Origin of the sequence: Thermus tenuipuniceus (assembly GCF_002964845.1) — a bacterium.
Lineage (GTDB): Bacteria > Deinococcota > Deinococci > Deinococcales > Thermaceae > Thermus > Thermus tenuipuniceus.
Genome location: NZ_KZ672964.1, coordinates 1 through 20,857, shown reverse-complemented (window position 1 = coordinate 20,857; position 20,857 = coordinate 1). Strand labels below are relative to the sequence as shown.

The window sequence follows — 20,857 nt, the reverse complement described above, 5'->3', positions numbered from 1 at the left end:
TAAGGGGGGTTGCCTAGTACTTGAAGGGCCAGGTGCGGAAGTAGCTTCGCACGATCCGCCACCAGTTGTAAAGCCCCCTGGGCTCAAACATCAGGAAGAGCACGATGATGAGACCGAAGGCCAAGGGCCTTAAGGCGCTGGCCACATCCACCCCGGCCACGCTGAAGCCCAGGGCCTTGATGAGGTTGGAAAGCGCCTCCATGTTCACATCCAAGAGCTCCAGGAAAACCGGACCCAGAAAACTCCCCACCAGGGTACCCAACCCTCCCACGATGGCCATGGCCAAAAGCTTGATGGAAACCGCAAAGGTGTAGTCCTCTATGACCACGGCCCGGGAAAGGTAGGCGTAAAGCACCCCCGCCACCCCGGCGTAAAAGGCCCCCAGGGCAAAGGCGAAGAGCTTGGTGCGCCCTGGGTCCATGCCCATGGCGTCCGCAGCCCGGTCGTTGTCCCTCACCGCCACCAAAGCCCTCCCGTAGCGGGTGCGCAGGAGGTTGCGGAAGAAGACCGCAAGAAGGACCAAAACCACCAGGGAAACGTAGTACCAGAAGTGGAAGTGGTTGCGAAAGCCTGCCTCGTATCCCAAAAAGCTGGCCCGGGGCATGTCCATGGCCCCGCCCTGCTTCAGGAGGGGCAGGTGCCCCACGATCCACTCAAAGACCACCTGGAAGGCTAAGGTAGCCAGGGCCAGGTAAAGGTGCTTGACCCGCAGGCTGGGGATGCCCACCAGGTAGCCAAAAAGAGCCGCTACCAAACCCCCAAGCGGGATGACCAGCCAGAAGGGGAGCCCCTGAGGGGCCAAAAGGGCCGCGGTATACGCCCCCACCCCCATGAAGGCCGCCTGGCCGATGTTGATGAGGCCGGCGTAGCCGGTGGTGATGTTCAGCCCCAAAACCGCGATGCTGTACACCAGGATCAGGTCCAGGATGAAGACCTGCGTGCGGGAGAGGAAGAGGGGTAGAACCAGAAGAAAGCCCAGGAAGAGAAGAAGGGAAACCAGCTCCCGATGGGTGGCAAAGATGCTGGTGTCCTGTTGGTACGAGGTGCGGTAGTTTCCAGTCTGGGCCCAGGGGTTTCTCATACGCGCTCAATCTCCTCCGTACCAAAAAGACCATGGGGCTTGAACCAAAGGACCAAGAGCAAAACCAGGAAGGGGAAGACATCCCGAGTACCCCCGCCGGGTATAAAGGGGTCCAGGAAGCCTGCGGCCAGGTTTTCCAAGACCCCGATGAGGATCCCCGCCACCACCGCCCCCGGGATGGAATCCAGTCCCCCCAAGATCACCACGGGAAAAACCCGAAGGCCGATGTGCACCAGGCCATCCAGGTTAAGGCCAGAGATGGTCCCCACCACTATCCCTGCGGCCGCCGCCGTAAGCCCCGCCGCCGCCCAGGCCAGGGCGAACACCTTCTCCACGGATACGCCTAGGCTCATGGCCGCCATCTGGTCGTCGGCCACGCTGCGCATGGCCACGCCCAAGGTGGAACGCTGGAAGAACCAGGTGAAGGCCAGGAGAAAGAGCAGGGTGAAGCCCATGGCCAAAAGCTGGGCATAGGAGATCTGCACCCCAAGAAGCGTCACCCCTCCTGCGGGAAGGAAGCTGGGATAGCTAAAGTTCCCCGCCCCATAGGGGGTGAGGTGGATGAGGCCGTCCAGCAGGGAGGCCAAGCCAATGGTGGCCATGATGACCGAGATGATGGGCTGGCCCACCAGGCGCTTGAGGAAAACCCGCTCCACCCCAAAGCCCAAAAGGGCAGTCAGGGCCAGGGCTAAGGCGGCCGCCAGGAGGAAGGGTGCCCCCAGGGACACCATGGCCCAGTAGGCCAAAAAGGCCCCTATGGCGATGAACTGCCCTTGGGCGAAGTTCACCACCCGGCTGGCCTTGTAGATGAGGACGAAGCCCAGGGCCGCCAGGGCGTAGACCAAGCCCAGGACAATGCCAGAAAAGAGGAGCTGCAAGAGGAAGCTCACGCCACCACCTCCTCCCTTAGGTCCAAGACCGGCACCTGGGCCCGCACCCGCTGGACGGTCCCATCCTGGTAGCGGTATTCCGCCTCCACCTCCACCGCCTCGGCCCGGGAGTACAAGGCCTCCACCAAGGGAGCGTACTTCTTGGCGATGAGGCCCCGGCGCACCTTGCCGGTGCGGGTGAGCTCCTCATCGTCGGCATCCAGAAGTTTGTAGAGCAGGACAAAGCGCCGGATCTTGAGGTCCTCGGGAAGCTCCTGGTTCACCTTCTCCACCTCTTTGCGGACGAGTTCGGCCACCTCGGGCTTCAAGGAGAGGTCCAGGTAGGTGGTGTAGGCCAGCCCCCGGTCCTCCGCCCACTTGCCCACCGTCTGGGGATCTATGTTGATGAAGGCCCCCAAATAGGGCTTGCGGTCCCCGAAGACCACCGCTTCCTTGATGTAAGGGGAGAACTTCAGCTTGTTCTCCACGAACTGGGGGCTGAAGACCGTGCCCTTCTCCGTGCGCATCACGTCGGAAAGCCGGTCGATGACCACCAGGTGTCCCTCCTCCGTGAGGTAGCCGGCGTCCCCCGTGTGAAGCCAGCCATCCCGGAAGGTTTCCGCCGTGGCCTCGGGGCGCTCCCAGTACCCGGCGCAGACCGCATCGGAGCGGCAGAGGATCTCCCCCTCCTCGCTGATGCGGACCTCGGTGCCGGGGATGGGCAGGCCCACGGTATCGTGACGCACATCCCCATCCCGGTGGACGAAGGCGATGCCGATGATCTCGGTCTGGCCGTAGATCTGCTTCAGGTTTACCCCGATGGCGTGGAAGAAGCGGAAGACATCGGGGCCCAGGGCAGCACCCCCCGTATAAGCCCGCCTCAGGCGCAAAAAGCCCAGCTGGTCCCGCAAGGGTCTGAAGAGCACCTGGTCCGCCAGCCAGTAGGCCAGGCGTAGCCCAAGAGGCATGGGCTTCCCCCGCATGCGGTAGTCCGCCGCACGGTAGCCTATCCTCAAAAGCCTCTCGTACACGAAGCGGTTGAAGGCATAGGACTCCGACATGCGCACCCAGATGTTGCTTTGGATGCTCTCCCAGACCCTGGGAGGGCTGAACATCACATGGGGGCCGATCTCCTTTAGGTCCTGCAGGGCGGTTTCCACCGCCTCGGGGAAGTTCACGGCGAAGCCTCCGGTGAGGGCCATGGCCACCGACATCATCTGCTCCCCGATCCAGGCCAGGGGAAGGAAGGAGAGGTAATCGTCCGTGGGCAAGAGGGGGTCCACCTCCTGCAGGGCCACCCCCATGTGGATGAGGTTGCGGTGGCGGAGCATGGCCGCCTTGGGCCTTCCCGTGGTGCCGGAGGTGGAGGAAAGGTGGCAAACCTCCTCGGGGCTCGCCTCGAGGAGGAGTTTTTCCACGGCCTCGGGGTGTTTCCTCCGGTGCTCCCGGCCCCACTCCAGCACCTCCTCAAAGGAAAGGAGCCAGGGGTCCCGGTAGCCCCGCATGCCCTTGGGATCCTCGTAGATCACGTGGCGGACCTTTGGGATCTCGCTTCGGATCTCGTAGAGCTTGTCCACCTGCTCCTGGTCCTCGGCGAGCACGAAGCTGGCCCCCGTGTACTGAAGCATGTAGGCGATCTCGGCGGGAAGGCTGCTTTGATAAACCCCCACGCTGATCCCCCGGACCGCCTGGGCGCCGAGTTCCGCATAGAGCCACTCCGGGATGTTGTCGGCGATGATGGCCAGCCTCTCCCCCGGTTCGAATCCCAAGGAGAGGAGGCCGTGAGCGAAGAGGAGGACCCTCTCGTAGTACTCCGCATAGGTGATCTCGTTCCAGATCCCGTAGTCCTTTTCCCTCAAGGCCACCCTGTCCCCCTCCTGCTCCGCCCTGAGGCGCAGAAGCTGGGGCAGGGTGTAGCGCTTCATCTCGTAGGAGGGCCTTAGGACCTTCATGCCTCCACCCCTAGGTAGGCCTCCTGGACCCGGGGATTCCTGGCCACTTCCTCCGGCACTCCCTCGGCGATCACCTGGCCGAAGTCCAGCACATACACCCGGTCAGAGATGTCCATAACTACTCCCAGGTCGTGCTCGATGAGGATCACCGTGGTGCCCTGGGCCCGGATCTCCAGGATGAAGCGGACCATGTCCTCCTTCTCCTCGAGGGTCATCCCCGCCATGGGCTCATCCAGAAGAAGGAGCTTGGGGGAAAGGGAAAGGGCCCGGGCCACCTCCACCCGCTTCCTGACCCCGTAGGGGAGGTTCCCCACCAAGGCCTTGCGATAGGGTTCCAGCTCCATGAAGTCGATGACCTCCTCCACCACCCGGCGGTTTTCCACCTCCTTGGCAAAAGCCTTGCCGTAAAAGACCCCGGCCTGGACAAGGTTGTAGCCCAGGTGGGTGTGCCGGGCCAGCATGAGGTTTTCCAGCACCGTGAGACCAGAGAATAGCTCTATGTTCTGGAAGGCGCGGGCGATGCCCAGACGGGTCACCTCATGGGGGCTTGCGCGGGTGATCTCGTGCCCCTCAAAGAGGATGCGACCTCGCTGGGGGTGGTAGAAGCCCGATATGCAGTTTAAAAGGCTGGTCTTCCCCGCCCCGTTGGGACCGATGACGGAAACCAGCTCCCCCTCTTCCACCGCCAGGGAAACCGACGAAAGAGCAGCCACGCCGCCAAAGGTTAGGGTGATGTTCTCCACCAAAAGCTGGGCCACGGACCTCCTCCCTAACAGCCGTTTGGGGAGAAGTATAAGGGGAAGGCAAAACGGATGTCAACGCTCTCTTGCCAGGGTGTAAAAAACCGTTAGACCCTGTATAGCCCTTCTTATGCTACACTCTTTAAGGTATTGGGGGCCAAAGCCCCAGGGAGGGAAATGGATGAAAAGGACCTGGCAACCCAACCGGAGGAAGCGGGCCAAGACCCACGGCTTCCGGGCCCGCATGAGGACCCCAGGCGGCAGGAAGGTGTTGAAGCGGAGAAGGCAGAAGGGCCGCTGGCGCCTCACCCCCAGGGTGAACGCCTGAGCCAACCCCCCCCTGCGGCGGGGGGTAAACTCCTTTCCCTAAAGGGCGACCGGGCATTCCAAAGGCTCCGCCAAGGACGCATGGGGCGGGGCCGTTTTTTGAACGTTAAGTGGCTCCCCGCCCCCGAGCTCAGGGTGGGGATCGTGGTGTCCAAGAAGGTGGGCAAAGCGGTGGTGCGCAACCGCATCAAGCGCCGCCTAAGGGAGATCCTCCGCCGCCTCCACCTCCCCAAGGCCCACCTCCTGGTGATCGCAAGCCCCGAGGCCCGGGAGGCCACCTACGCCGAGCTCTTCCAAGACCTCATCCGCGCCCTCAAGAAGAGCGGGCTGATACAATAGGCAGCGTGCGCGGCTTACTGATCCTTCTGGTCAAGGCATACCGCAGGTTCATCTCCCCCCTAAAACCTAAGACCTGCCGCTTTCACCCCACCTGTTCCGCTTACGCCCTCGAGGCCCTGGAGCGCCACGGGGCCCTATGGGGTACCTACCTGGCGGCAAGGCGCATCCTGAAATGCCATCCCTTGCACCCCGGGGGGCTGGACCCGGTGCCCCTGGTCTTCCCACCCAGGAGAACCGTTAAGACCCACAAGGAGACACGATGAAGAGGCTTTTACCCCTCCTTTTCCTGCTGGGCCTGAGCGCCCTGGCCCTCGAGGCGGGCTTCAAGGACCAGGACGTAAACGGGGACAGGGTGCCGGAGAAGATCGCCGTCACCAACCTCATGGACCTGGCCTTTGACCAGAAGGGCCAGGTGGTGGGCTGGTACGTGAAGACCTACAAGGGCACGGCCTTCAACGACTACACCCGCGCTCCCAACCTGAGCGGCAACGGCCCCGTGGTGGCCCCGGTGGGCTTTACCCCAAAGAAAGCGGAGTACCGGGTGGAGGATGGCCGCCTTCTGGCCCGTTTCCAGGGCCAGGAGGGCACCCTCACCTACCGCATCGAAAAGGGGCGGTACACCGTCCAGATCAGCGCCGACTTCTCCCTCACCCTGAGGCTTTCCGCCCAAGGAAGCCCCAAGGTGCTCCTACAAGGGCAAAAGGAACCCACCCCGAGCGGGGAGGGCCAGCTGGTTTACCTGGCCTGGCAGACCAAGCCCAAGGCGGGCTACGCCCTGGTGGCCTTCGCCCAGGAGCCCTTACCGGGCAAGCTGGTGGGCAAGGAGGCCACCCTTACCCTGGCTCCCGGGGAAACCCTGAAGGTCTACGGGGGCCAGAACGAGCTGGTTCGCTTCCACGTGGAGGGCCTTCTCTCCCTTCCCGGCCTCTTCACCCCTAACGTCTGGGGCCAGCTCTCCTTGGGCCTCCTCTGGCTCATGGAGACCGCCTTCCGCTACACGGGTAGCTGGGGCCTGGCCATCCTCTTCTTGACCCTGGTGGTGCGCCTCCTCCTTTGGCCCCTCATGCACCAGCAGTTCAAGAGCATGGCGGAGATGCAACGCCTCCAGCCCCTCATCCAGAAGATCAACGAGAAGTACAAGGACGATCCCAACAAGCGGGCGGAGGCCACCATGAAGCTCTACCAGGAGCACAAGGTAAACCCCGCCGCCGGCTGTCTGCCCCTTTTCATCCAGATGCCCATCCTCTTCATCCTCTGGAAGGTGATCGCCAACTACGAATTCGGCCAGGGCCTCCTCTGGATCCCCGACCTGGCCCTCCCCGACCCCTTCTACATCCTCCCCGCCCTCTACGTGGCCTCCACCTTCCTCTCCACCTGGCTTTCCGCCCACGGGAACAAGGACCTCATCCGGCAAAGCCTCTTCATGAACCTGATCTTCGTCTTCCTGGTCCTGCAGTTCCCCTCGGGGGTGACCCTCTACTGGGTGCTCTCCAACCTCATCGGCCTGGTGCAGCAATGGCTGATCAACAAAAGCCTTAAGCCCCTGGCGGCGTAAACTGAGGGCATGGACGAGAAGAAAAAGAGCATCGACGACCTCCTCTCCGACCTGGGGATACTGGAGGAAGCCCCGCTGGGAGTGGAGTTAAAAGAAGCCGGGAGGGCCGGCCCCACGCAAAAGGGGCCCAAAGAGGTGCTGGAGAGCTTCCTGGTGGGCCTTTTGCTGCGCCTGGACCCCGCCCACTACGTGGAGATTCACCAGGAGGGAAACCTCCTCAAGGCGGAGGTCAAGGGCGGGGACCTGGGGCGCTTCATCGGCAAGGAGGGACGCACCCTAAAGGCCGTGGAGTACCTGGCCGGGGTGGTGCTAGCCAAGCACTTCGGCGGGGCCTACCGCGTGGTCTTGGACGCCGCTGGCTATCGCAAGCGCCAGGAGGAAAAGATCCGCAAGCTTGCTGAGGAGGCCGCCCTCACCGTGGCCATGACCAAGGAACCCCTCCACCTCCCCCCCATGCGTCCCTCGGAAAGGCGCATCATCCACATCCTCCTCAAAAACCACCCCCAGGTGACCACGGAAAGCCAGGGGGAGGGGGAGGAAAGGCACGTGGTGGTTTATCCCCGTGATCAGGCTCCTTCGGGAATTGGAAAGAAGGCTTAAGGCTAAAGGGCTCCCGGAAAAGGAGGCCTGGGACCTCCTGGCCTTGGCCTCGGGCCTTTCCCGTAAGGACCTTCTCCTCAGCCTATCCCGGACCCCGCCCCCAGGGACCGAAGCCAGGGCCTTGGCCCTCCTAGAAAAGCGCCTTGGGGGCTACCCCTTGCAGTACCTGCTGGGGGAGGTGGAGTTCTTCGGCCTCCCCCTAAAGGTGCAAGAGGGCATCCTCATCCCCAGGCCCGAGACGGAGGGCCTGGTGGAGCTGGCCCTAGGGCTTCCCCTGCCCGAGGTTCCCCGTATCCTGGACGTGGGCACGGGCACCGGGGCCATCACCCTGGCCCTCAAAAAACACCTCCCGGAGGCCCAGGTGTGGGCCACGGATACCGATCCCAAGGCCCTGGCCTTGGCCCGGGAGAACGCCTGCAGGCTGGGGCTAGAGGTAACCTTTCTCCAGGCTCCCCTCACCGGCGGGGTGAAGGATCTGGACCTAATCGTCTCCAACCCTCCCTACCTCCCCGAGGCCTACCGGTCCCCGGCTCCCAGGGAGCTGGCCTTTGAAAACCCCCAGGCCCTTTACGCGGGAAGGGAGGGGCTGGATGTGGCCCGGCCCCTGGCCCAGGAGGCCAGGAAGGCCCTCAAGCCGGGCGGGTTCCTCCTCCTGGAACTTGCCCCGGAAAACGTGGGGCTTCTGGCCCAGGAACTAAAGGCCATGGGCTGGGAAGGAGTAGAGGTGCTAAGGGATTTGGCGGGTCGGGACCGGTACCTCCTGGCCCGGAGGCCCTCCCAGGAGCTGGAAGGAGAGAAGGGGCTTCTCCGTGGTCCATAGCTCCTTGGCAGCCACCACCCCCACCCGCACCACTCCCCTTTTCCCCTGAAGAAGGGCGAGGCCGCGGGCCAGCTCCTCCGGCGAGGGAAAGGTGGCGTATTCCGGGGCATACCCTGCCTGCAAAAGCCGTTGCCGCACGGCCTCCCCCAGGCCCTCGAGGACCTCCTGGTTGCGGGCCTGGGTGGAAAGGCGGAAGGTGCGGGCCGCTAGAACCTCCCCGGCAGCGAAGGCCTTGCGCTCGGGGTAAAAGCGCACCCGTACCAAAAGCCTCCCCTCCCGGTACCCCGCCCCCTCCAGCACCGCAAGCCCCGGGCCCACGGGAGCGTCCAAAAGCTCCACCCCCCGGAAGCCCTGGAGAAGGGCCCGGCGCTCGGCCACCCGTTCCAGAACCTCCTTCCCTTCCTCCGCCCCCAGGCGCACCTCCCCCAGGTAGAGGCCCTGGCTCAAGCGCACCAGGCTTTGGGCCAGCTGGCCCCTCTCCCCCTGCAGCGCCTCCGCCTGCACCAGGAGGCTTCTCACCCGTTCCTCCGTCTGGCGGAGCTCCTCCCGGGCCTTGCCCAAGCTGGCCTTAAGGGCCTCCACCTCCTCCGCCAGGGCCTGGCGCTGCCTTCGGGCCTCCTCCAGGCGAGCAAAAGCCCCCAGCACCTCCTCCTGAAGGCGCTTCCTCTCCGCCAAAAGCCTGGCCTTTTCCCCTTCCGCCCGCTCCGCCGCCTGTTGCAGGGCGCGAAGGCGGCCCTCCAGGGCCTTGAGCTCCCTGGTCCTCTCGGAGAACGCCCGGTTCCTTTCCGCAAGAAGCTGGGAAAGAGCCTGGCGCTCCGCCTCGAGGTCCGCCCGCTCCTTAAGCAGCGCCCTCCTCTCCCCCTGTAAGGCCTTGACCTGAGAAGCTAGGGTTCGGACCTCCTCCTCCAGCCGCTTTCTCGCCGCCCCCGCCTGTTCCAAGGCCAGGACAAGGTCCTTCCTCTCCGCCCGCAAGGCATTCAGCTCCGCCAGGGTCCTGCTGGCCTCGGCCTCCATGGCCGCCTTGGCCTCCAGGAGGAGCTGCTGCTCCTGCCGAAGCCGATCCCGCTCGGCCCGGATGGCCTGGGCCTCGAGGATCACCTCCCGGGCCTCCCGGAACACCAGGAGAAATCCCAGGTAGCTGAAGAGGGCGATCCCCACCCCGGTGAGCACCGCCACCAGGGTGGCTGTCTGCCGGGGCCTGAGGCCCAAAAGGCGGTAGTGCCGCTTCCCCGCCCACTTGGCCACCCGGTCGCCCAGGTAGGCCACCAGGGCAGCGAGGGAAAGGATGAGGATGAGGAGGGCCCAGAAGGTCATGGGCTAAAGCTCGTAGTCCTCGCCCAAATAGTGCCGCCTCACCCCCTGGTCCCGGGCAAAGGTGTCGGGATCCCCGTGGAAGAGGATCTGACCGTCATACATCACGTAGACCCGGTCGGTGATGGCCAGGGTTTCCCGCACCGCATGGTCGGTGATGAAAACCCCCACCCCCCGCCTCTCCCGGAGCTCGGCGATGACCTTTTGGATCTCCTTCACGTTCTTGGGGTCCACCCCGGTAAAGGGCTCATCCAGAAGGATGAAATCGGGGTCGGTGCACAGGGCCCGCGCCATCTCAAGCCGCCTCCTTTCCCCACCGGAAAGGGCATAGGCCATCTGGTCCTTTAGATGGTAGATGGCCAGTTCCTCCAAAAGGGCCTTGGCCTTCTCCAGGCGCTCCGCCCGGGAAAGGGGCTGGAACTCCAAGACGGCCAGGAGGTTCTCCAGCACCGTCATCCGGCGGAAGGCGGAAGGCTCCTGGGGCAGGTAACCCAGGCCCAAGCGGGCCCGGCGGTACATGGGAAGCTGGCTTATTTCCCGTCCCTTAAGGAAGATCCGCCCCCCCGTGGGCCTTATGAAGCCCACCATCATGTAGAAGGTGGTGGTCTTCCCCGCCCCGTTGGGGCCGAAGAGGGCCACGATCTCCCCCCGCTTGAGGCTTAAGTCCACCCCCCGCACCACCTCCCTGGGGCCGTAGCGCTTGCGCAACCCTTCTGCCAGAAGCTCCCCGTCCATTACCCTAAAGCCTAAGCCCCAACCTTTAGTCCCGGGTGAGATAATGGGCGAGGTATGGTGGTGACCCGCATCGCCCCAAGCCCCACGGGGGACCCCCATGTGGGGACAGCGTATATCGCCCTTTTCAACTACGTCTGGGCCAGGAAGAAGGGGGGGCGCTTCCTGGTGCGCATCGAGGACACCGACCGCACCCGCTATGTGCCGGGGGCGGAGGAGCGCATCCTGGCCGCTTTGAAGTGGCTCGGCATCTCCTACGACGAGGGGCCGGATATTGGCGGGCCCCACGCCCCCTACCGGCAGTCGGAACGGCTACCCCTCTACCAAAAGCACGCCGAGGAACTCCTCAAGCGGGGGTGGGCCTACCGGGCCTTCGAGACCCCGGAGGAGCTGGAAAGAATCCGCAAGGAAAAGGGTGGCTACGACGGCCGCGCCCGCAGCATCCCCCCCGAGGAGGCGGAGGCGCGGGCTAAGAGGGGCGAGCCCCACGTGATCCGCTTGAAGGTGCCGAGGCCCGGGACCACCGAGGTGAGGGACGAGCTCAGGGGGGTGGTGGCCTACGACAACCAGGAGATCCCCGACGTGGTCCTCCTCAAGTCCGATGGGTACCCCACCTACCACCTGGCCAACGTGGTGGACGACCACCTCATGGGGGTAACGGATGTGATACGGGCCGAGGAATGGCTGGTTTCCACCCCTATCCACGTTCTCCTCTACCGGGCCTTCGGTTGGGAGGTGCCCAAGTTCTACCACATGCCCCTCCTTAGAAACCCCGACAAGACCAAGATCAGCAAGCGGAAGAGCCACACCTCCCTGGAGTGGTACCGGGCCGAGGGGTTCTTGCCCGAGGCCCTGCGCAACTACCTGGCCCTCATGGGCTTTTCCATGCCCGACGGGCGGGAGATCTTCACCCTCGAGGAGCTCATCGAGGCCTTCACCTGGGAGCGGGTTTCCCTGGGAGGCCCGGTCTTCGACCTGGAGAAGCTCCGCTGGCTCAATGGCAAGTACATCCGCGAGGTCCTCCCCCTGGAGGAGGTAGCGGAGCGGGCGAAGCCCTTTTTGCAGGCAGCCGGGCTTTCCTGGCCCAGCGAGGCCTACCTGAGGCGGGCGGTGGAGCTCATGCGCCCCCGGTTTGACACCCTCAAGGAGCTTCCGGAAAAGGCCCCCTACCTTTTCAGCGAGGACTACCCTTTCACGGAAAAGGCCCTGGAGAAGATGAGGGAAGGCCTTCCCGTGCTTCGCGAGGTGGAGCCCCTCCTACGGGCCCAGGAGGACTGGAGCGAGGCTGCCTTGGACGCCCTTCTCCGGAGCTTCGCCCGGGAACGGGGCCTGAAGCTCGGCCAGGTGGCCCAGCCCTTAAGGGCCGCCCTCACGGGAAGCCTGGAAACCCCGGGGCTTTTCGAGATCATGGCCCTTCTCGGCAAGAAGCGGGTCCTTGCCCGGCTGGCCCGGGCCCTGGAGGGAGGCGCTTCGTGAAACACCCCACAAGCCCGGGTATACTGGAGCCATGAGGCGGGTTCTCCTTGCTCTCCTTCTTGTTTTGGGAACGGCCAGCGCCCAGAGTGCCATTCAGATGCGGTTCGGCTATGGGGAAGGTTTGGGCCTTACCTTTGGAGCTGGGCTGGAACATCGTCTGAGGCAGAACCTCTCGGGCCGGCTTGCCGCCATGCTGGCCCCGGCAGCCCCGGGGGTGGCCTTGGAGGGCACCCTCCTCTTCAAACCCGACCTGGGCCAGTACGACCCCAGCCTGAAGGGCCTTCTCCCCTACTTCGGCGGGGGGCTCAGCGCCGTGGTGGGGCCAAGCCTCACCGCAGGGGTGAGCTTCAGCGGGGGGCTGGAGGGCCTTCTGGATCCCTATACGGGCCTTTTCGCCGAGGCCACGTATGTCTACGGCTTTGCCAGTTTCCCCAAGGTCTGGCATTTCACCCTTGGGGTCAGCTTCCGCTAAAAGCCCCTCTGGGCACGGGAATGGAAATCCATGGGCTTCTTTGACCGATTGAAAGCCGGCCTCGCCAAGACGCGGGAAACCCTCCTCAAGGCCATCCCCTGGGGCGGAAGCCCCGAGGAGGTCCTGGAGGAGCTGGAAATGGCCCTCCTTGCCGCCGATGTGGGCCTCGAGGCCACCGAGGAACTCCTGGCCGAGGTAAGGGCCTCGGGGCGGAAGGACCTGAAGGAGGCGGTTAAGGAGAAGCTCGTCCAGATGCTGGAGCCGGACGAGCGCCGGGCCACCCTGAGGAAGCTGGGCTTCCGCCTGCAAACCCCTAAGCCCGTGGAACCCCAGGGCCACGTGGTCCTGGTGGTGGGGGTGAACGGGGTGGGCAAGACCACCACCATCGCCAAGCTGGGCCGCTACTACCAGAGCCTGGGTAAGAAGGTGATGTTTTGCGCCGGGGACACCTTCCGCGCCGCGGGGGGAGCCCAGCTTTCCGAGTGGGGAAAACGCCTGGACATCCCCGTGATCCAAGGGCCAGAAGGGGCCGACCCCGCCGCTTTGGCCTTTGACGCCGCCAGCGCCCGCAAGGCCAGGGGGTACGACCTCCTCCTGGTGGACACCGCAGGCCGCCTCCACACCAAGCACAACCTCATGGAGGAGCTGAAGAAGGTGAAGCGGGCCATCGCCAAGGCCGACCCCGAGGAGCCCAAGGAGGTCTGGCTGGTGCTGGATGCCGTCACCGGGCAAAACGGCCTCGAGCAGGCCAAGAAGTTCCACGAGGCGGTGGGGCTCACCGGGGTCATCGTCACCAAGCTAGACGGCACCGCCAAGGGCGGGGTCCTCATCCCCATCGTGCGCACCCTTAAGGTGCCCATCCGCTTCATCGGGGTGGGGGAGGGCCCGGAAGACCTCCAGCCCTTTGACGCCGAGGCCTTCGTGGAGGCGTTGCTGGAGGGTTAGCCTTCCTTCTCCTCCCCTCGCCACGGGCAGTGGCGGCACCCGGAACCGCAGCAGTAGCCGCGCTTAAGGTGGTAGGCCTCGGTGAAGACCATCCGCCCCTCTTCCCAGTAAAAGTCCTTGCCCTCCTTCAGCTCTTGCTCCTCCACGAGAACCAGCTTAGGGGTATGCTTGAGCCGATGCGGCGCGGTCCCCTCCTCCTCACCTTCGCCTGGGTGGTGGCCCTGGTGGCCACCCTAGGAAGCCTCTACTACTCCGAGGTGCGGCTTTTCTTGCCCTGCGAGCTCTGCTGGTACCAGCGCATCTTCATGTACCCGCAGGCGGTCCTCTTGGGCCTGGCCCTTTGGCGGCAGGACCTTTTCGTCTGGCCTTACGCCCTCACCCTTTCCCTCATCGGAGGAAGCATCAGCACCCTGCACCTCCTGGAGCAGCGCTTCCCCGACCTCTTCACCCTGGCCTGCAAGCCTCCGGTACCCTGCTCCGTGGAGTACATCCCCCAGTTCCCCATCCCCTTGCAGGCCCTGATCGCCTTCCTCCTCATCGCCCTCAGCATGGGGCTTCTGGCCCGCGAGGCCCGTCAAAGGGGGTAGCCGAGGCCCTCGAGGACCGCCCGCACCTGGAAGGCCAAAAGGTCTTCCGGGGAGTAGGCCACGTGCGCCCGCTCGTACACCCCCCGGTCCACAGGGGCAAGGGCCAGGAGGACGTGGAAGGGCTGGAGGTGCTCGAGGGGAAACCGCCCCCCAGCATACAGGAGGAGGTCGGCCTGGAGGGCCAGAGCCGCCACCTCCTCCCGCCTCAAGGCCACATACCCCCGGGCCCGCTCCGGCAGGCGGGCCAAAAAGCTATCCCCTTCGGCGAAGCTTAAGGCCACCACGGAAACCTGGCCCAGGGGCCTGAGGAAAGGGGCCAGGGAGGGCCGTAAGGGCCCAAGCCATAGCCCCCTAGCCCCGGGGAAGTGGGCGGAGAGGAACCGCTCCAGGGCCACCCCTTCCGTGTACTGCCCCATCAGCCCCCCCACCCGAGGCACCACCAGGTCCAAAAGCCCCGCCTCCCGGGCCTCCGCCTCCAGGGAAAGGCCTGGGGCCAGGTCCTTGGGAGGCGGCAGGGCCTCCGCCAACACCGCCCCGGCCAGGCCCAAAGGGGCCAGGCAGGGAAAGAGGGCCAAGGGATCCTGGGCCACTTTTACCTCCACGGGATAGGGGAAAAGGGGAAGCCTGGACGTGGCGACCTCGGCCACCAGGCGGTCAAAGAGGGGGGAAGGCTTCCGGTGGAGGAAAACCAGGGGGCGGACTTTCTGATACTCCGGGCGCACGGCCTCACCCCACGGGCCTTAGGTCGGCGTACTTGAGGGAAAGCCGCTTCAGGCCCACCCCCTCAAAGTGCACCGTGACCTCGTCCCCCATGGCCGCCACCACCGTACCCTGGCCGAAGCGGGGGTGGATCACCTTCTCCCCACCCCTATAGGCCCCGGGCTTGGGCTTGGAGGCCCGGGCTTCACTGGGGGCAGGGGAGGGGGAAACCTTAGCCGAGGCCCGGTAGGGGTCGTACTCCTCGTAAAGCCTCCCCTCCACCTCCTCCAGGAAACGGCTTGGCCGGGTAGCCTCCGTGCGCCCGTAGACCTCCCGCTCCTCGGCATAGGAAAGGTAAAGCCTCTCCTGGGCCCGGGTCACCCCCACGTAGAAGAGGCGGCGCTCCTCCTCGAGGCCCTCCGGGGTGCTCACCGAGGAGCGGTGGGGCAACAAGCCCTCCTCCACCCCCACCACGAAGACCACGGGGAACTCCAGGCCCTTGGCGTTGTGCAGGGTCATGAGGGCCACCTTGCCCGCGGGCTCCCCCGGCTCCTCCGCCCGGGCGGTGAGGGCCACCTTGTCCAGAAACTCCATGAGCCCTTCCGCCTCCTTGGCCGCCCGGAGAAGCTCCTCCACGTTCTCCAGGCGGTCCTCGTGATCCTCAGGGTAAGCCTCCCGCAGGTAAGCGGGATAGTCCGTGGCCTCGAGGAGGTGGCGGAAAAAGCCCTCTGCCGGTCCAAAGGCCAGTTCCTGGAGCTCCTCCATCAGGGCTAGGAAGTGGCGCAAGGGGGCAGGGCGGGGCAGAACCTCCGCCGCCACCCCGAGGGCCTCAAAGAGGGGAAGCCCCTTTTCCCTGGCGAGGGCCTCCACCTTCTCCACCGTGGCAGGGCCGATCCCCCGGGGAGGGGTGTTCAGCACCCGCTTCAGGCTGACCCCATCCAGGGGGTTCAGGCTCAGGCGGGCGTAGGCCAAAAGGTCCTTCACCTCCGCCCATTCAAAGAACCCCACCCCCCCCACCACCCGGGCTGGAACCCCCCGGGAGGCCAGGGCCTGCTCCAGGAGGCGGCTTTGGGCGTTGGTGCGGTAGAGGACCGCCACCCGGTCGAAGGGAGGCCCCAAACGCAGGATCTCTTCGGCCACGAAGCGGGCCTCGTCCCGGGCATCTCGGGCCCGGTAGAGGCGAACGGGCTCCCCCCCGGGCTTCACGGGCCTCAAGGTCTTCTCCAAGCGCAGGGCATTGTTCACGATGAGGGCGTTGGCAAAGCGCAGGATGGCCTCGGTGGAGCGGTAGTTCTCCTCGAGGCGGTACACCTTGGCCCCAGGGAAGTCCCGGGTGAACTCCAGGATGTTCTTGATGTCCGCGGCGCGGAAGGAGTAGATGCCCTGGTCCGGATCCCCCACGGCCATGAGGTTGGCCTCCTCCCCCGCCAAAAGTTTGGTGAACCGGTACTGCACGGGGTTGGTGTCCTGGTACTCGTCCACGTGGATGAAGCGGGCCCGCCTCCTGACCCGCTTCAAGACCTCAGGGTCCCCCTCCAGGAGGCGCAGGGCATAGAGGAGGATGTCCCCGAAGTCCAAGGCCCCCTGGGCCTTGAGGGCCTCCTCGTAGCGCTTCAGCACGTCCAGAAGCCTCCCCCGGCTGAGCCCGGCGTAGTAGTCGGGGAGCTCCGAAAGCAGGGACTCGGGAGCCTCCCCCCGGTTCTTGGCGCGGTCCAGAAGGGCCTTGAGGGGCCCGGGTCTGGCGGCCAGGCCGAGTTCCTTCAACACCTCCTTGATGAGGGCGGTCTGGTCGTCCTCGTCGTAGACCACGAACCCCGGCTTCAACCCCACCCTTTCCCCATAGACCCTCAGGATGCGCAAGGCGGCGGAGTGAAAGGTGGAAACCCAAAGCTCTCCCGCTCCTTTCACCATGCGCCTGAGGCGCTCCTTCATCTCCTCAGCGGCCTTGTTGGTGAAGGTGACCGCCAGGATCTCCGAGGGGAAAACGCCCCTCTTGGCGATGAGGTAGGCCACCCGGTGGACCACGGTGCGGGTCTTGCCGCTTCCCGCTCCCGCCACCACCAGGGCCGGTCCCTCAAAGTGCAAGACCGCCTGGCGCTGGGCTTCGTTCAGGGAGCGAAGGAGCTCGTCTCCAGGATGGCTGCTTTGGGGCCCCTGCATCCCCGAAGAACCGCGCTGACCCTCTAGCTCCACGGGGGAGAGTGTACCACGGGGTAGACTTTAAGGCATGGAGCTCTACTCCACCCAAGACGGCTTCCTAGGAGAGATCGCCAAGGGGTTCACCTTTGCCCACCTGGCCCGGGTGGCGGCGGGGTTTGGAGCCAGGCTCGAGGCGGACGGGATCCGCCGGGTGGTGGTGGCCCACGACATCCGCTTCCTGGCCCAGGAGATGGCGGAGGAAGCAGCGGGGATCCTGGGGGGAATGGGCCTGGAAACCTTCCTCCTGAAAGGCCCTTCCCCTTTGCCCCTTTTCGGCCTTGCCCTAAAGGAACTGGAAGCAGCCGGGTTTTACCTCACCGCCAGCCGCAAGCCCGCCCGCCTCCAGGGGGTGAAGCTCCGCCTGGGCCCCGGGAAACCCCTTTCCCCGGAAGGGATGGCCCTTCCCCAGGAGGCCCCGCAGAAGCGGGGAAGCTTCCAGGTCCTGGACCGGAAGAAGGCCTACCTGGAGCACCTGGCCCAAAGCGCCGGCCAGGGGGCCCAGGGAAAAAAGGGAGTGGTTTACCTGGACACCCTGGGGGGAGCAGGAGGAGGGGTGCTGCCCGGGGTCTTCAANTGGACCCCGACCCCAAGCCGGAAAACCTTCCCACCCTCCTCGTCCTCATGAAGGCGGTGGAACCCCCGGCGGTGGGCTTCGCCCTGGATGGGGATGCGGACCGCCTTGCCGTGGTCCTGCCCGGCGGGGAGCTGGTTTCCCAGGAGGAAGTCCTGGAAAAACTTAGACATGCCCTAGGAGGAAAGGAGGTCCGGGCGGACGGCGAGGGAGGCTACCTCTTCCCCTGGCACCTCCCGGAAAAGGATCCTTTCCTGGCCGCTCTTCTCCTCCTGCAGGTCCTCCTATGAAGGAGCTTCTTCCCGGTCTTTACCTCCTTCCCGTGCCCATCCCCTACCCCTTGAAGACGGTAAACCTCTACCTTTTTAGGGGCAACGGGGAGGTGGCCCTCCTGGACACCGCCCTGGGCACCAAGACGGCCCGGGGCACCCTGGAGCTCAGCCTGGCGGAGCTCGGCCTTTGCTTTACCGACGTCAAGACCGTCCTCCTCACCCACCACCACCCGGACCACTACGGCCTGGCGGGCTTTTTTGAAGGGCTTGGGGCCCGGGTATGGTTGCACGAGGAGGAGGTGGAACGGGGCCACCGCTTCTGGCTTCGGCCAGAAGCCTTTGAGGAGGCCAGCTGGCGGCTTTTCCTGGACCACGGCACCCCGGAGGAAGCCCTTTTAGGCATTCGGGAAACCATGGCCAAAACCCGGGAGCGGGTCCATCCTCCCCAAAACCCCACGCCCCTGAAGGACGGGGAGGTGCTGGAGGTGGCCGGCAAGAAGCTCCGGGTCATCTGGACCCCTGGCCATGCGGACGGGCACGTGGCCTTCTATCTGGAGGAGGAAGGAATCCTCCTGGTAGGGGACGCCCTCTTGGAACGGGTATCCCCCAACGTGGGCCTTTGGGCCTACACCCGGGAGAACCCCCTAAAGGACTTTCTGGCGTCCTTAGAGCGCCTTATGGAGCTTCCAGCCAAGGTGGCGTATGCGGGGCACTTCGGCCCCATCCTCGAGGTGAGGAAGCGGGCCCAAGAGCTCGTCGCCCATCACCAGGAGCGCCTGGAAATCCTGCTCGCCCACCTTCAAGCCCCCATGACCGCCTGGGAACTCTCCTTGAGGCTTTTCCCCCAGGAGCTGGACGCCCCCGGCAGGCGCTTCGCCTTTGCGGAAACCCTGGCCCACCTGGAGTACCTGCGCCTCGAGGGGCACGTAAAGCGGGAAGGCCCCCCCTACCGGTACTTCCGGGCCTAAAGCCCTTGCCCTAAGCCGCAGGTGGGGGTAAACTTTGACCCGGTTCAAGGAGGTGCCATGCATCCCTGGTACGCCCACTACGATCCCGGGGTCCCCAAAGAGGCCCCCAGGCCCTGGCTGCTCACCGATCTCCTGAGGGAAAACACCCGCCGCTACCCCCATAAGGTGGCCCTGGAGTTCCTGGGGCGAAGTCTTAGCTACCGAGGCCTTTGGCAAGAGGTGGAGGCCTTCGCCAGAGGCCTCCAGGAGGCCGGCCTGAAACCCGGGGACCGGGTGGCCATCATGCTCCCCAACTCCCCCCAGTTCGTCATCGCCTTCTACGGCACCCTTCTGGCGGGGGGCGTGGCGGTGAACACCAACCCCATGTACACCCCCCGAGAACTGCGGCACCAGCTCAGGGACTCGGGGGCCAGGGTCCTGGTCATCCTGGACCTTCTTCTTCCCCGCTACCAGGAGGTGAAGGCGGAGGCCCCGGTGGGGGTCCTGGTGCGCACAGGTATTCAGGACTACCTGCCCTTCCCCAAGAATCTCCTCTACCCCTTGATGCTCAAGCGGAAAGGCCAAACCCCGAGGAGCCTCGAGGGCACCCCCTGGCGTGTCTTCCTCAAGCCGGGTAAGCCCCAGCCTGTCCCTTTAGACCTAGACGATCTCGCCCTTCTGCAGTACACGGGAGGAACCACGGGTGTGGCCAAGGGGGCCATGCTCACCCACCGGAACCTCTCCAGCAACGCCCTCCAGGTCCGCTCCTGGATCCCCGATTTCCGGGAGGGGGAGGAGGTGGTGCTGGGGGCCATTCCCTTCTTCCACGTCTACGGCATGACCGTGGCCATGAACCTGGCCCTTTTGGGAGCGGCCAAGCTGGTCCTTCTGCCCCGGCCGGAGATCAAACCCATCGTGGAGGCCATTGAACAACACCGGGTGACCCTCTTCCCCGGGGTGCCCACCCTCTACGTGGCCTTTAACCACTTCCCGGGAATCGAGAAACGGAACCTAAGGAGCATACGGGCTTGCATCTCGGGCTCCGCTCCCTTGCCCCTGGAGGTGGCCGACCGCTTTGAACAGCTCACGGGGGCCAAGCTGGTGGAGGGCTACGGCCTCACCGAGGCAAGCCCCGTGACCCACTGCAACCCCCTCCATGGCGTCCGCAAGCTGGGGAGCGTGGGCCTACCCTTCCCCGGGGTGGAGGCCAAGGTGGTGGACGAGGGGGGCCAGGAGGTCCCCCTGGGAGAGGTGGGCGAACTCGTCGTCAAAGGCCCCAACATCATGAAGGGCTACTGGAACCGCCCCGAGGAAACCCAAAAGGCCCTCAAGGACGGCTGGCTCTATACCGGCGACATAGCCCGAATGGACCAGGACGGCTACTTCTACATCGTGGACCGCAAAAAGGACATGATCATCGCCGGCGGCTACAACATCTACCCCCGCGAGGTGGAAGAGGTCCTCTACCAGCACGAAGCCGTCCAGGAAGCCGCCGTGGTGGGCGTACCCGACCCCTACCGCGGGGAAACCGTGGCCGCCTTCATCGTCCTCAAGGAAGCCTACAGGGGCAGGGTCACGGAAAAGGACATCGAAGCCTTCTGCCGGCAAAACCTCGCCGCCTACAAGGTTCCCCGCATCATCCAGTTCCGGGACAGCCTGCCCAAAACCAGCGTGGGGAAGATCCTCAAGCGCGAGCTGACCAAGGAGATAGCGGCCAAGCGCTAGCCCCAGGGAAGCAGGCCAAGGAAAGCCCTCCGCGTCCAACCCGGACCGGGGACATCCTGCCCCTTCACAAGGGCATGCTCAAGATATAGGGTGGTAAGTGAAGGAAAGGAGGGGTAGGTATGAGCGCCACGGGCCTCGAGGTCTTTGACACCACCATCCACAAGAGCCACAGCTGGTTGAAGGAGATCATGGAAACCTTGGGCATAGAGGACCGCCACCGGGCGTACATGGCCCTGCGGGCCGTGCTCCATGCCTTAAGGGATCGCCTCACCGTGGAGGAAACCGCCCAGCTGGCCGCCGAGCTTCCCATGCTGATCCGGGGCCTCTTCTACGAGGGCTGGGACCCCACGGGCAAGCCCCTCAAGGAGCGGCACAAGGAAGCCTTCCTGGCCCATGTGGCCCGGGAGCTCAAAACGCCTTCGGGACCTGCCCTGGACCCCGAGGCTGCCACCCGGGCGGTCTTCAAGGTGCTTTCCCAAAAGGTTTCCCAAGGGGAGATCCGGGATGTGCTGAACCTGCTTCCCAAGGAGATCCGCGAGCTCTGGCCCCAAGGCTGACCGGGTGGGGAGCCTCAGCTCAAAACTTGCACTTATCCACCCCCCGCATACCCATGCGCCAGGGGACCACTGGAAAAGGGC

22 protein-coding genes and 1 pseudogene are annotated in these 20,857 nt (G+C 65.0%); 14 read left to right on the top strand and 9 right to left on the bottom strand.

Translation table 11 applies throughout. From position 1 onward, the window contains the following. Nucleotides 1-13 precede the first annotated feature (13 nt). Genes C2847_RS03225 through C2847_RS03210 form a run of 4 tightly spaced genes read right to left on the bottom strand, consistent with a single transcriptional unit; the run spans nucleotide 14 to nucleotide 4,660 of the window. On the bottom strand, nucleotides 14-1,081 hold the full coding sequence (locus C2847_RS03225; RefSeq protein ID WP_105317046.1) for a branched-chain amino acid ABC transporter permease: 1,068 nt from the start codon (nucleotides 1,079-1,081) through the stop codon (nucleotides 14-16). Beyond that, complete coding sequence (locus C2847_RS03220; RefSeq protein WP_105317045.1) at nucleotides 1,078-1,971, bottom strand: branched-chain amino acid ABC transporter permease; 894 nt, start codon at nucleotides 1,969-1,971, stop codon at nucleotides 1,078-1,080. Before C2847_RS03220 ends, C2847_RS03225 begins: the two co-directional genes overlap by 4 nt. Beyond that, nucleotides 1,968-3,902, bottom strand: coding sequence for a long-chain fatty acid--CoA ligase (locus C2847_RS03215; protein ID WP_105317044.1), 1,935 nt, complete (start codon nucleotides 3,900-3,902; stop codon nucleotides 1,968-1,970). The genes C2847_RS03220 and C2847_RS03215 overlap by 4 nt, the downstream gene beginning before the upstream one ends. Then, nucleotides 3,899-4,660 carry an ABC transporter ATP-binding protein gene (locus C2847_RS03210; RefSeq protein WP_105317043.1) on the bottom strand — a complete coding sequence of 254 codons (762 nt, stop codon included), beginning with the start codon at nucleotides 4,658-4,660 and terminating at the stop codon, nucleotides 3,899-3,901. The genes C2847_RS03215 and C2847_RS03210 overlap by 4 nt, the downstream gene beginning before the upstream one ends. A 163-nt stretch (nucleotides 4,661-4,823) precedes the next feature. Here C2847_RS03210 and rpmH point away from each other — a divergent pair, with 163 nt between their 5' ends. The 6 genes from rpmH (at nucleotide 4,824) to prmC (ending at nucleotide 8,283) form a co-directional block, all read left to right on the top strand. Then, a complete protein-coding gene (rpmH, locus tag C2847_RS03205; protein WP_015716485.1) occupies nucleotides 4,824-4,970 on the top strand; it encodes a 50S ribosomal protein L34 in 147 nt (48 codons plus the stop codon). A gap of 80 nt (nucleotides 4,971-5,050) precedes the next feature. Beyond that, on the top strand, nucleotides 5,051-5,308 hold the full coding sequence (gene rnpA / locus C2847_RS03200; RefSeq protein WP_239726212.1) for a ribonuclease P protein component: 258 nt from the start codon (nucleotides 5,051-5,053) through the stop codon (nucleotides 5,306-5,308). A gap of 5 nt (nucleotides 5,309-5,313) precedes the next feature. Next, the gene (gene yidD, locus C2847_RS03195) at nucleotides 5,314-5,571 is read left to right on the top strand and encodes a membrane protein insertion efficiency factor YidD (RefSeq protein WP_105317042.1); all 258 of its coding nucleotides are present in this window, start codon (nucleotides 5,314-5,316) and stop codon (nucleotides 5,569-5,571) included. Then, the gene (locus C2847_RS03190) at nucleotides 5,568-6,863 is read left to right on the top strand and encodes a YidC/Oxa1 family membrane protein insertase (RefSeq protein WP_105317041.1); all 1,296 of its coding nucleotides are present in this window, start codon (nucleotides 5,568-5,570) and stop codon (nucleotides 6,861-6,863) included. The genes yidD and C2847_RS03190 overlap by 4 nt, the downstream gene beginning before the upstream one ends. A gap of 9 nt (nucleotides 6,864-6,872) precedes the next feature. After that, nucleotides 6,873-7,463 (top strand): Jag family protein, encoded by a 591-nt coding sequence (locus C2847_RS03185; RefSeq protein ID WP_105317040.1) that lies wholly within the window; start codon nucleotides 6,873-6,875, stop codon nucleotides 7,461-7,463. After that, entirely contained in the window at nucleotides 7,426-8,283 is an 858-nt protein-coding gene (prmC, locus tag C2847_RS03180; protein ID WP_105317039.1) for a peptide chain release factor N(5)-glutamine methyltransferase, read from the top strand. Before C2847_RS03185 ends, prmC begins: the two co-directional genes overlap by 38 nt. Here prmC and C2847_RS03175 read toward each other — a convergent pair. Together C2847_RS03175 and lptB are read right to left on the bottom strand one after the other, a co-directional pair. Continuing rightward, complete coding sequence (locus C2847_RS03175) at nucleotides 8,191-9,597, bottom strand: DUF3084 domain-containing protein (RefSeq protein WP_105317038.1); 1,407 nt, start codon at nucleotides 9,595-9,597, stop codon at nucleotides 8,191-8,193. The genes prmC and C2847_RS03175 overlap by 93 nt on opposite strands. Before the next feature lie 3 nt (nucleotides 9,598-9,600). After that, nucleotides 9,601-10,329, bottom strand: coding sequence for an LPS export ABC transporter ATP-binding protein (gene lptB / locus C2847_RS03170; RefSeq protein WP_015716479.1), 729 nt, complete (start codon nucleotides 10,327-10,329; stop codon nucleotides 9,601-9,603). Nucleotides 10,330-10,383: 54 nt separating this feature from the next. Here lptB and gltX point away from each other — a divergent pair, with 54 nt between their 5' ends. The 3 genes from gltX to ftsY are packed head-to-tail and all read left to right on the top strand — an operon-like array spanning nucleotide 10,384 to nucleotide 13,219. Beyond that, on the top strand, nucleotides 10,384-11,802 hold the full coding sequence (gltX, locus tag C2847_RS03165) for a glutamate--tRNA ligase (RefSeq protein ID WP_105317037.1): 1,419 nt from the start codon (nucleotides 10,384-10,386) through the stop codon (nucleotides 11,800-11,802). A 31-nt stretch (nucleotides 11,803-11,833) separates the two neighbouring features. Beyond that, the gene (locus tag C2847_RS03160) at nucleotides 11,834-12,274 is read left to right on the top strand and encodes a hypothetical protein (protein ID WP_105317036.1); all 441 of its coding nucleotides are present in this window, start codon (nucleotides 11,834-11,836) and stop codon (nucleotides 12,272-12,274) included. 30 nt (nucleotides 12,275-12,304) lie between these two features. Continuing rightward, entirely contained in the window at nucleotides 12,305-13,219 is a 915-nt protein-coding gene (ftsY, locus tag C2847_RS03155; RefSeq protein ID WP_105317035.1) for a signal recognition particle-docking protein FtsY, read from the top strand. On the opposite strand, the gene C2847_RS12250 is transcribed toward ftsY, so the two are convergent. Next, nucleotides 13,216-13,365 (bottom strand): C1orf53 family protein, encoded by a 150-nt coding sequence (locus C2847_RS12250; protein WP_164835623.1) that lies wholly within the window; start codon nucleotides 13,363-13,365, stop codon nucleotides 13,216-13,218. The genes ftsY and C2847_RS12250 overlap by 4 nt on opposite strands. Nucleotides 13,366-13,395: 30 nt before the next feature. On the opposite strand from C2847_RS12250, the gene C2847_RS03150 reads away from it, so the two are divergent. Further along, on the top strand, nucleotides 13,396-13,806 hold the full coding sequence (locus tag C2847_RS03150) for a disulfide bond formation protein B (RefSeq protein WP_105317034.1): 411 nt from the start codon (nucleotides 13,396-13,398) through the stop codon (nucleotides 13,804-13,806). Here C2847_RS03150 and C2847_RS03145 read toward each other — a convergent pair. Both C2847_RS03145 and C2847_RS03140 read right to left on the bottom strand, forming a co-directional pair. Then, nucleotides 13,794-14,528 (bottom strand): hypothetical protein, encoded by a 735-nt coding sequence (locus tag C2847_RS03145; RefSeq protein ID WP_105317033.1) that lies wholly within the window; start codon nucleotides 14,526-14,528, stop codon nucleotides 13,794-13,796. The genes C2847_RS03150 and C2847_RS03145 overlap by 13 nt on opposite strands. A gap of 4 nt (nucleotides 14,529-14,532) precedes the next feature. After that, nucleotides 14,533-16,665 carry an ATP-dependent helicase gene (locus C2847_RS03140; RefSeq protein WP_105317032.1) on the bottom strand — a complete coding sequence of 711 codons (2,133 nt, stop codon included), beginning with the start codon at nucleotides 16,663-16,665 and terminating at the stop codon, nucleotides 14,533-14,535. A gap of 67 nt (nucleotides 16,666-16,732) precedes the next feature. Here C2847_RS03140 and C2847_RS03135 point away from each other — a divergent pair. From C2847_RS03135 to C2847_RS03120, 4 genes and pseudogenes are all read left to right on the top strand, one after another. Beyond that, nucleotides 16,733-17,277: pseudogene (locus C2847_RS03135) on the top strand (phosphohexomutase domain-containing protein); the annotation flags it as partial. A gap of 284 nt (nucleotides 17,278-17,561) precedes the next feature. Next, nucleotides 17,562-18,515 (top strand): MBL fold metallo-hydrolase, encoded by a 954-nt coding sequence (locus C2847_RS03130; protein ID WP_105317031.1) that lies wholly within the window; start codon nucleotides 17,562-17,564, stop codon nucleotides 18,513-18,515. A gap of 57 nt (nucleotides 18,516-18,572) precedes the next feature. Beyond that, nucleotides 18,573-20,219 carry a long-chain-fatty-acid--CoA ligase gene (locus C2847_RS03125; RefSeq protein WP_105317030.1) on the top strand — a complete coding sequence of 549 codons (1,647 nt, stop codon included), beginning with the start codon at nucleotides 18,573-18,575 and terminating at the stop codon, nucleotides 20,217-20,219. A gap of 119 nt (nucleotides 20,220-20,338) precedes the next feature. Further along, nucleotides 20,339-20,776: a DUF2267 domain-containing protein gene (locus C2847_RS03120; protein WP_105317029.1), complete on the top strand. Its 438-nt coding sequence runs from the start codon at nucleotides 20,339-20,341 to the stop codon at nucleotides 20,774-20,776. The last annotated feature ends 81 nt before the right edge of the window (nucleotides 20,777-20,857 follow it).

Bases quoted from the DNA above. Each gene is read 5' to 3' on its own strand.
- C2847_RS03160 (WP_105317036.1), top strand. From the start codon at position 11,834: ATGAGGCGGGTTCTCCTTGCTCTCCTTCTTGTTTTGGGAACGGCCAGC.
- rpmH (WP_015716485.1), top strand. From the start codon at position 4,824: ATGAAAAGGACCTGGCAACCCAACCGGAGGAAGCGGGCCAAGACCCAC.
- gltX (WP_105317037.1), top strand. From the start codon at position 10,384: ATGGTGGTGACCCGCATCGCCCCAAGCCCCACGGGGGACCCCCATGTG.
- ftsY (WP_105317035.1), top strand. From the start codon at position 12,305: ATGGGCTTCTTTGACCGATTGAAAGCCGGCCTCGCCAAGACGCGGGAA.
- C2847_RS03215 (WP_105317044.1), bottom strand. From the start codon at position 3,902: ATGAAGGTCCTAAGGCCCTCCTACGAGATGAAGCGCTACACCCTGCCC.
- C2847_RS03120 (WP_105317029.1), top strand. From the start codon at position 20,339: ATGAGCGCCACGGGCCTCGAGGTCTTTGACACCACCATCCACAAGAGC.
- C2847_RS03185 (WP_105317040.1), top strand. From the start codon at position 6,873: ATGGACGAGAAGAAAAAGAGCATCGACGACCTCCTCTCCGACCTGGGG.
- C2847_RS03140 (WP_105317032.1), bottom strand. From the start codon at position 16,665: ATGCAGGGGCCCCAAAGCAGCCATCCTGGAGACGAGCTCCTTCGCTCC.
- C2847_RS03150 (WP_105317034.1), top strand. From the start codon at position 13,396: ATGCGGCGCGGTCCCCTCCTCCTCACCTTCGCCTGGGTGGTGGCCCTG.
- lptB (WP_015716479.1), bottom strand. From the start codon at position 10,329: ATGGACGGGGAGCTTCTGGCAGAAGGGTTGCGCAAGCGCTACGGCCCC.
- C2847_RS03190 (WP_105317041.1), top strand. From the start codon at position 5,568: ATGAAGAGGCTTTTACCCCTCCTTTTCCTGCTGGGCCTGAGCGCCCTG.
- C2847_RS03225 (WP_105317046.1), bottom strand. From the start codon at position 1,081: ATGAGAAACCCCTGGGCCCAGACTGGAAACTACCGCACCTCGTACCAA.
- C2847_RS03130 (WP_105317031.1), top strand. From the start codon at position 17,562: ATGAAGGAGCTTCTTCCCGGTCTTTACCTCCTTCCCGTGCCCATCCCC.
- C2847_RS03125 (WP_105317030.1), top strand. From the start codon at position 18,573: ATGCATCCCTGGTACGCCCACTACGATCCCGGGGTCCCCAAAGAGGCC.
- rnpA (WP_239726212.1), top strand. From the start codon at position 5,051: ATGGGGCGGGGCCGTTTTTTGAACGTTAAGTGGCTCCCCGCCCCCGAG.
- C2847_RS03175 (WP_105317038.1), bottom strand. From the start codon at position 9,597: ATGACCTTCTGGGCCCTCCTCATCCTCATCCTTTCCCTCGCTGCCCTG.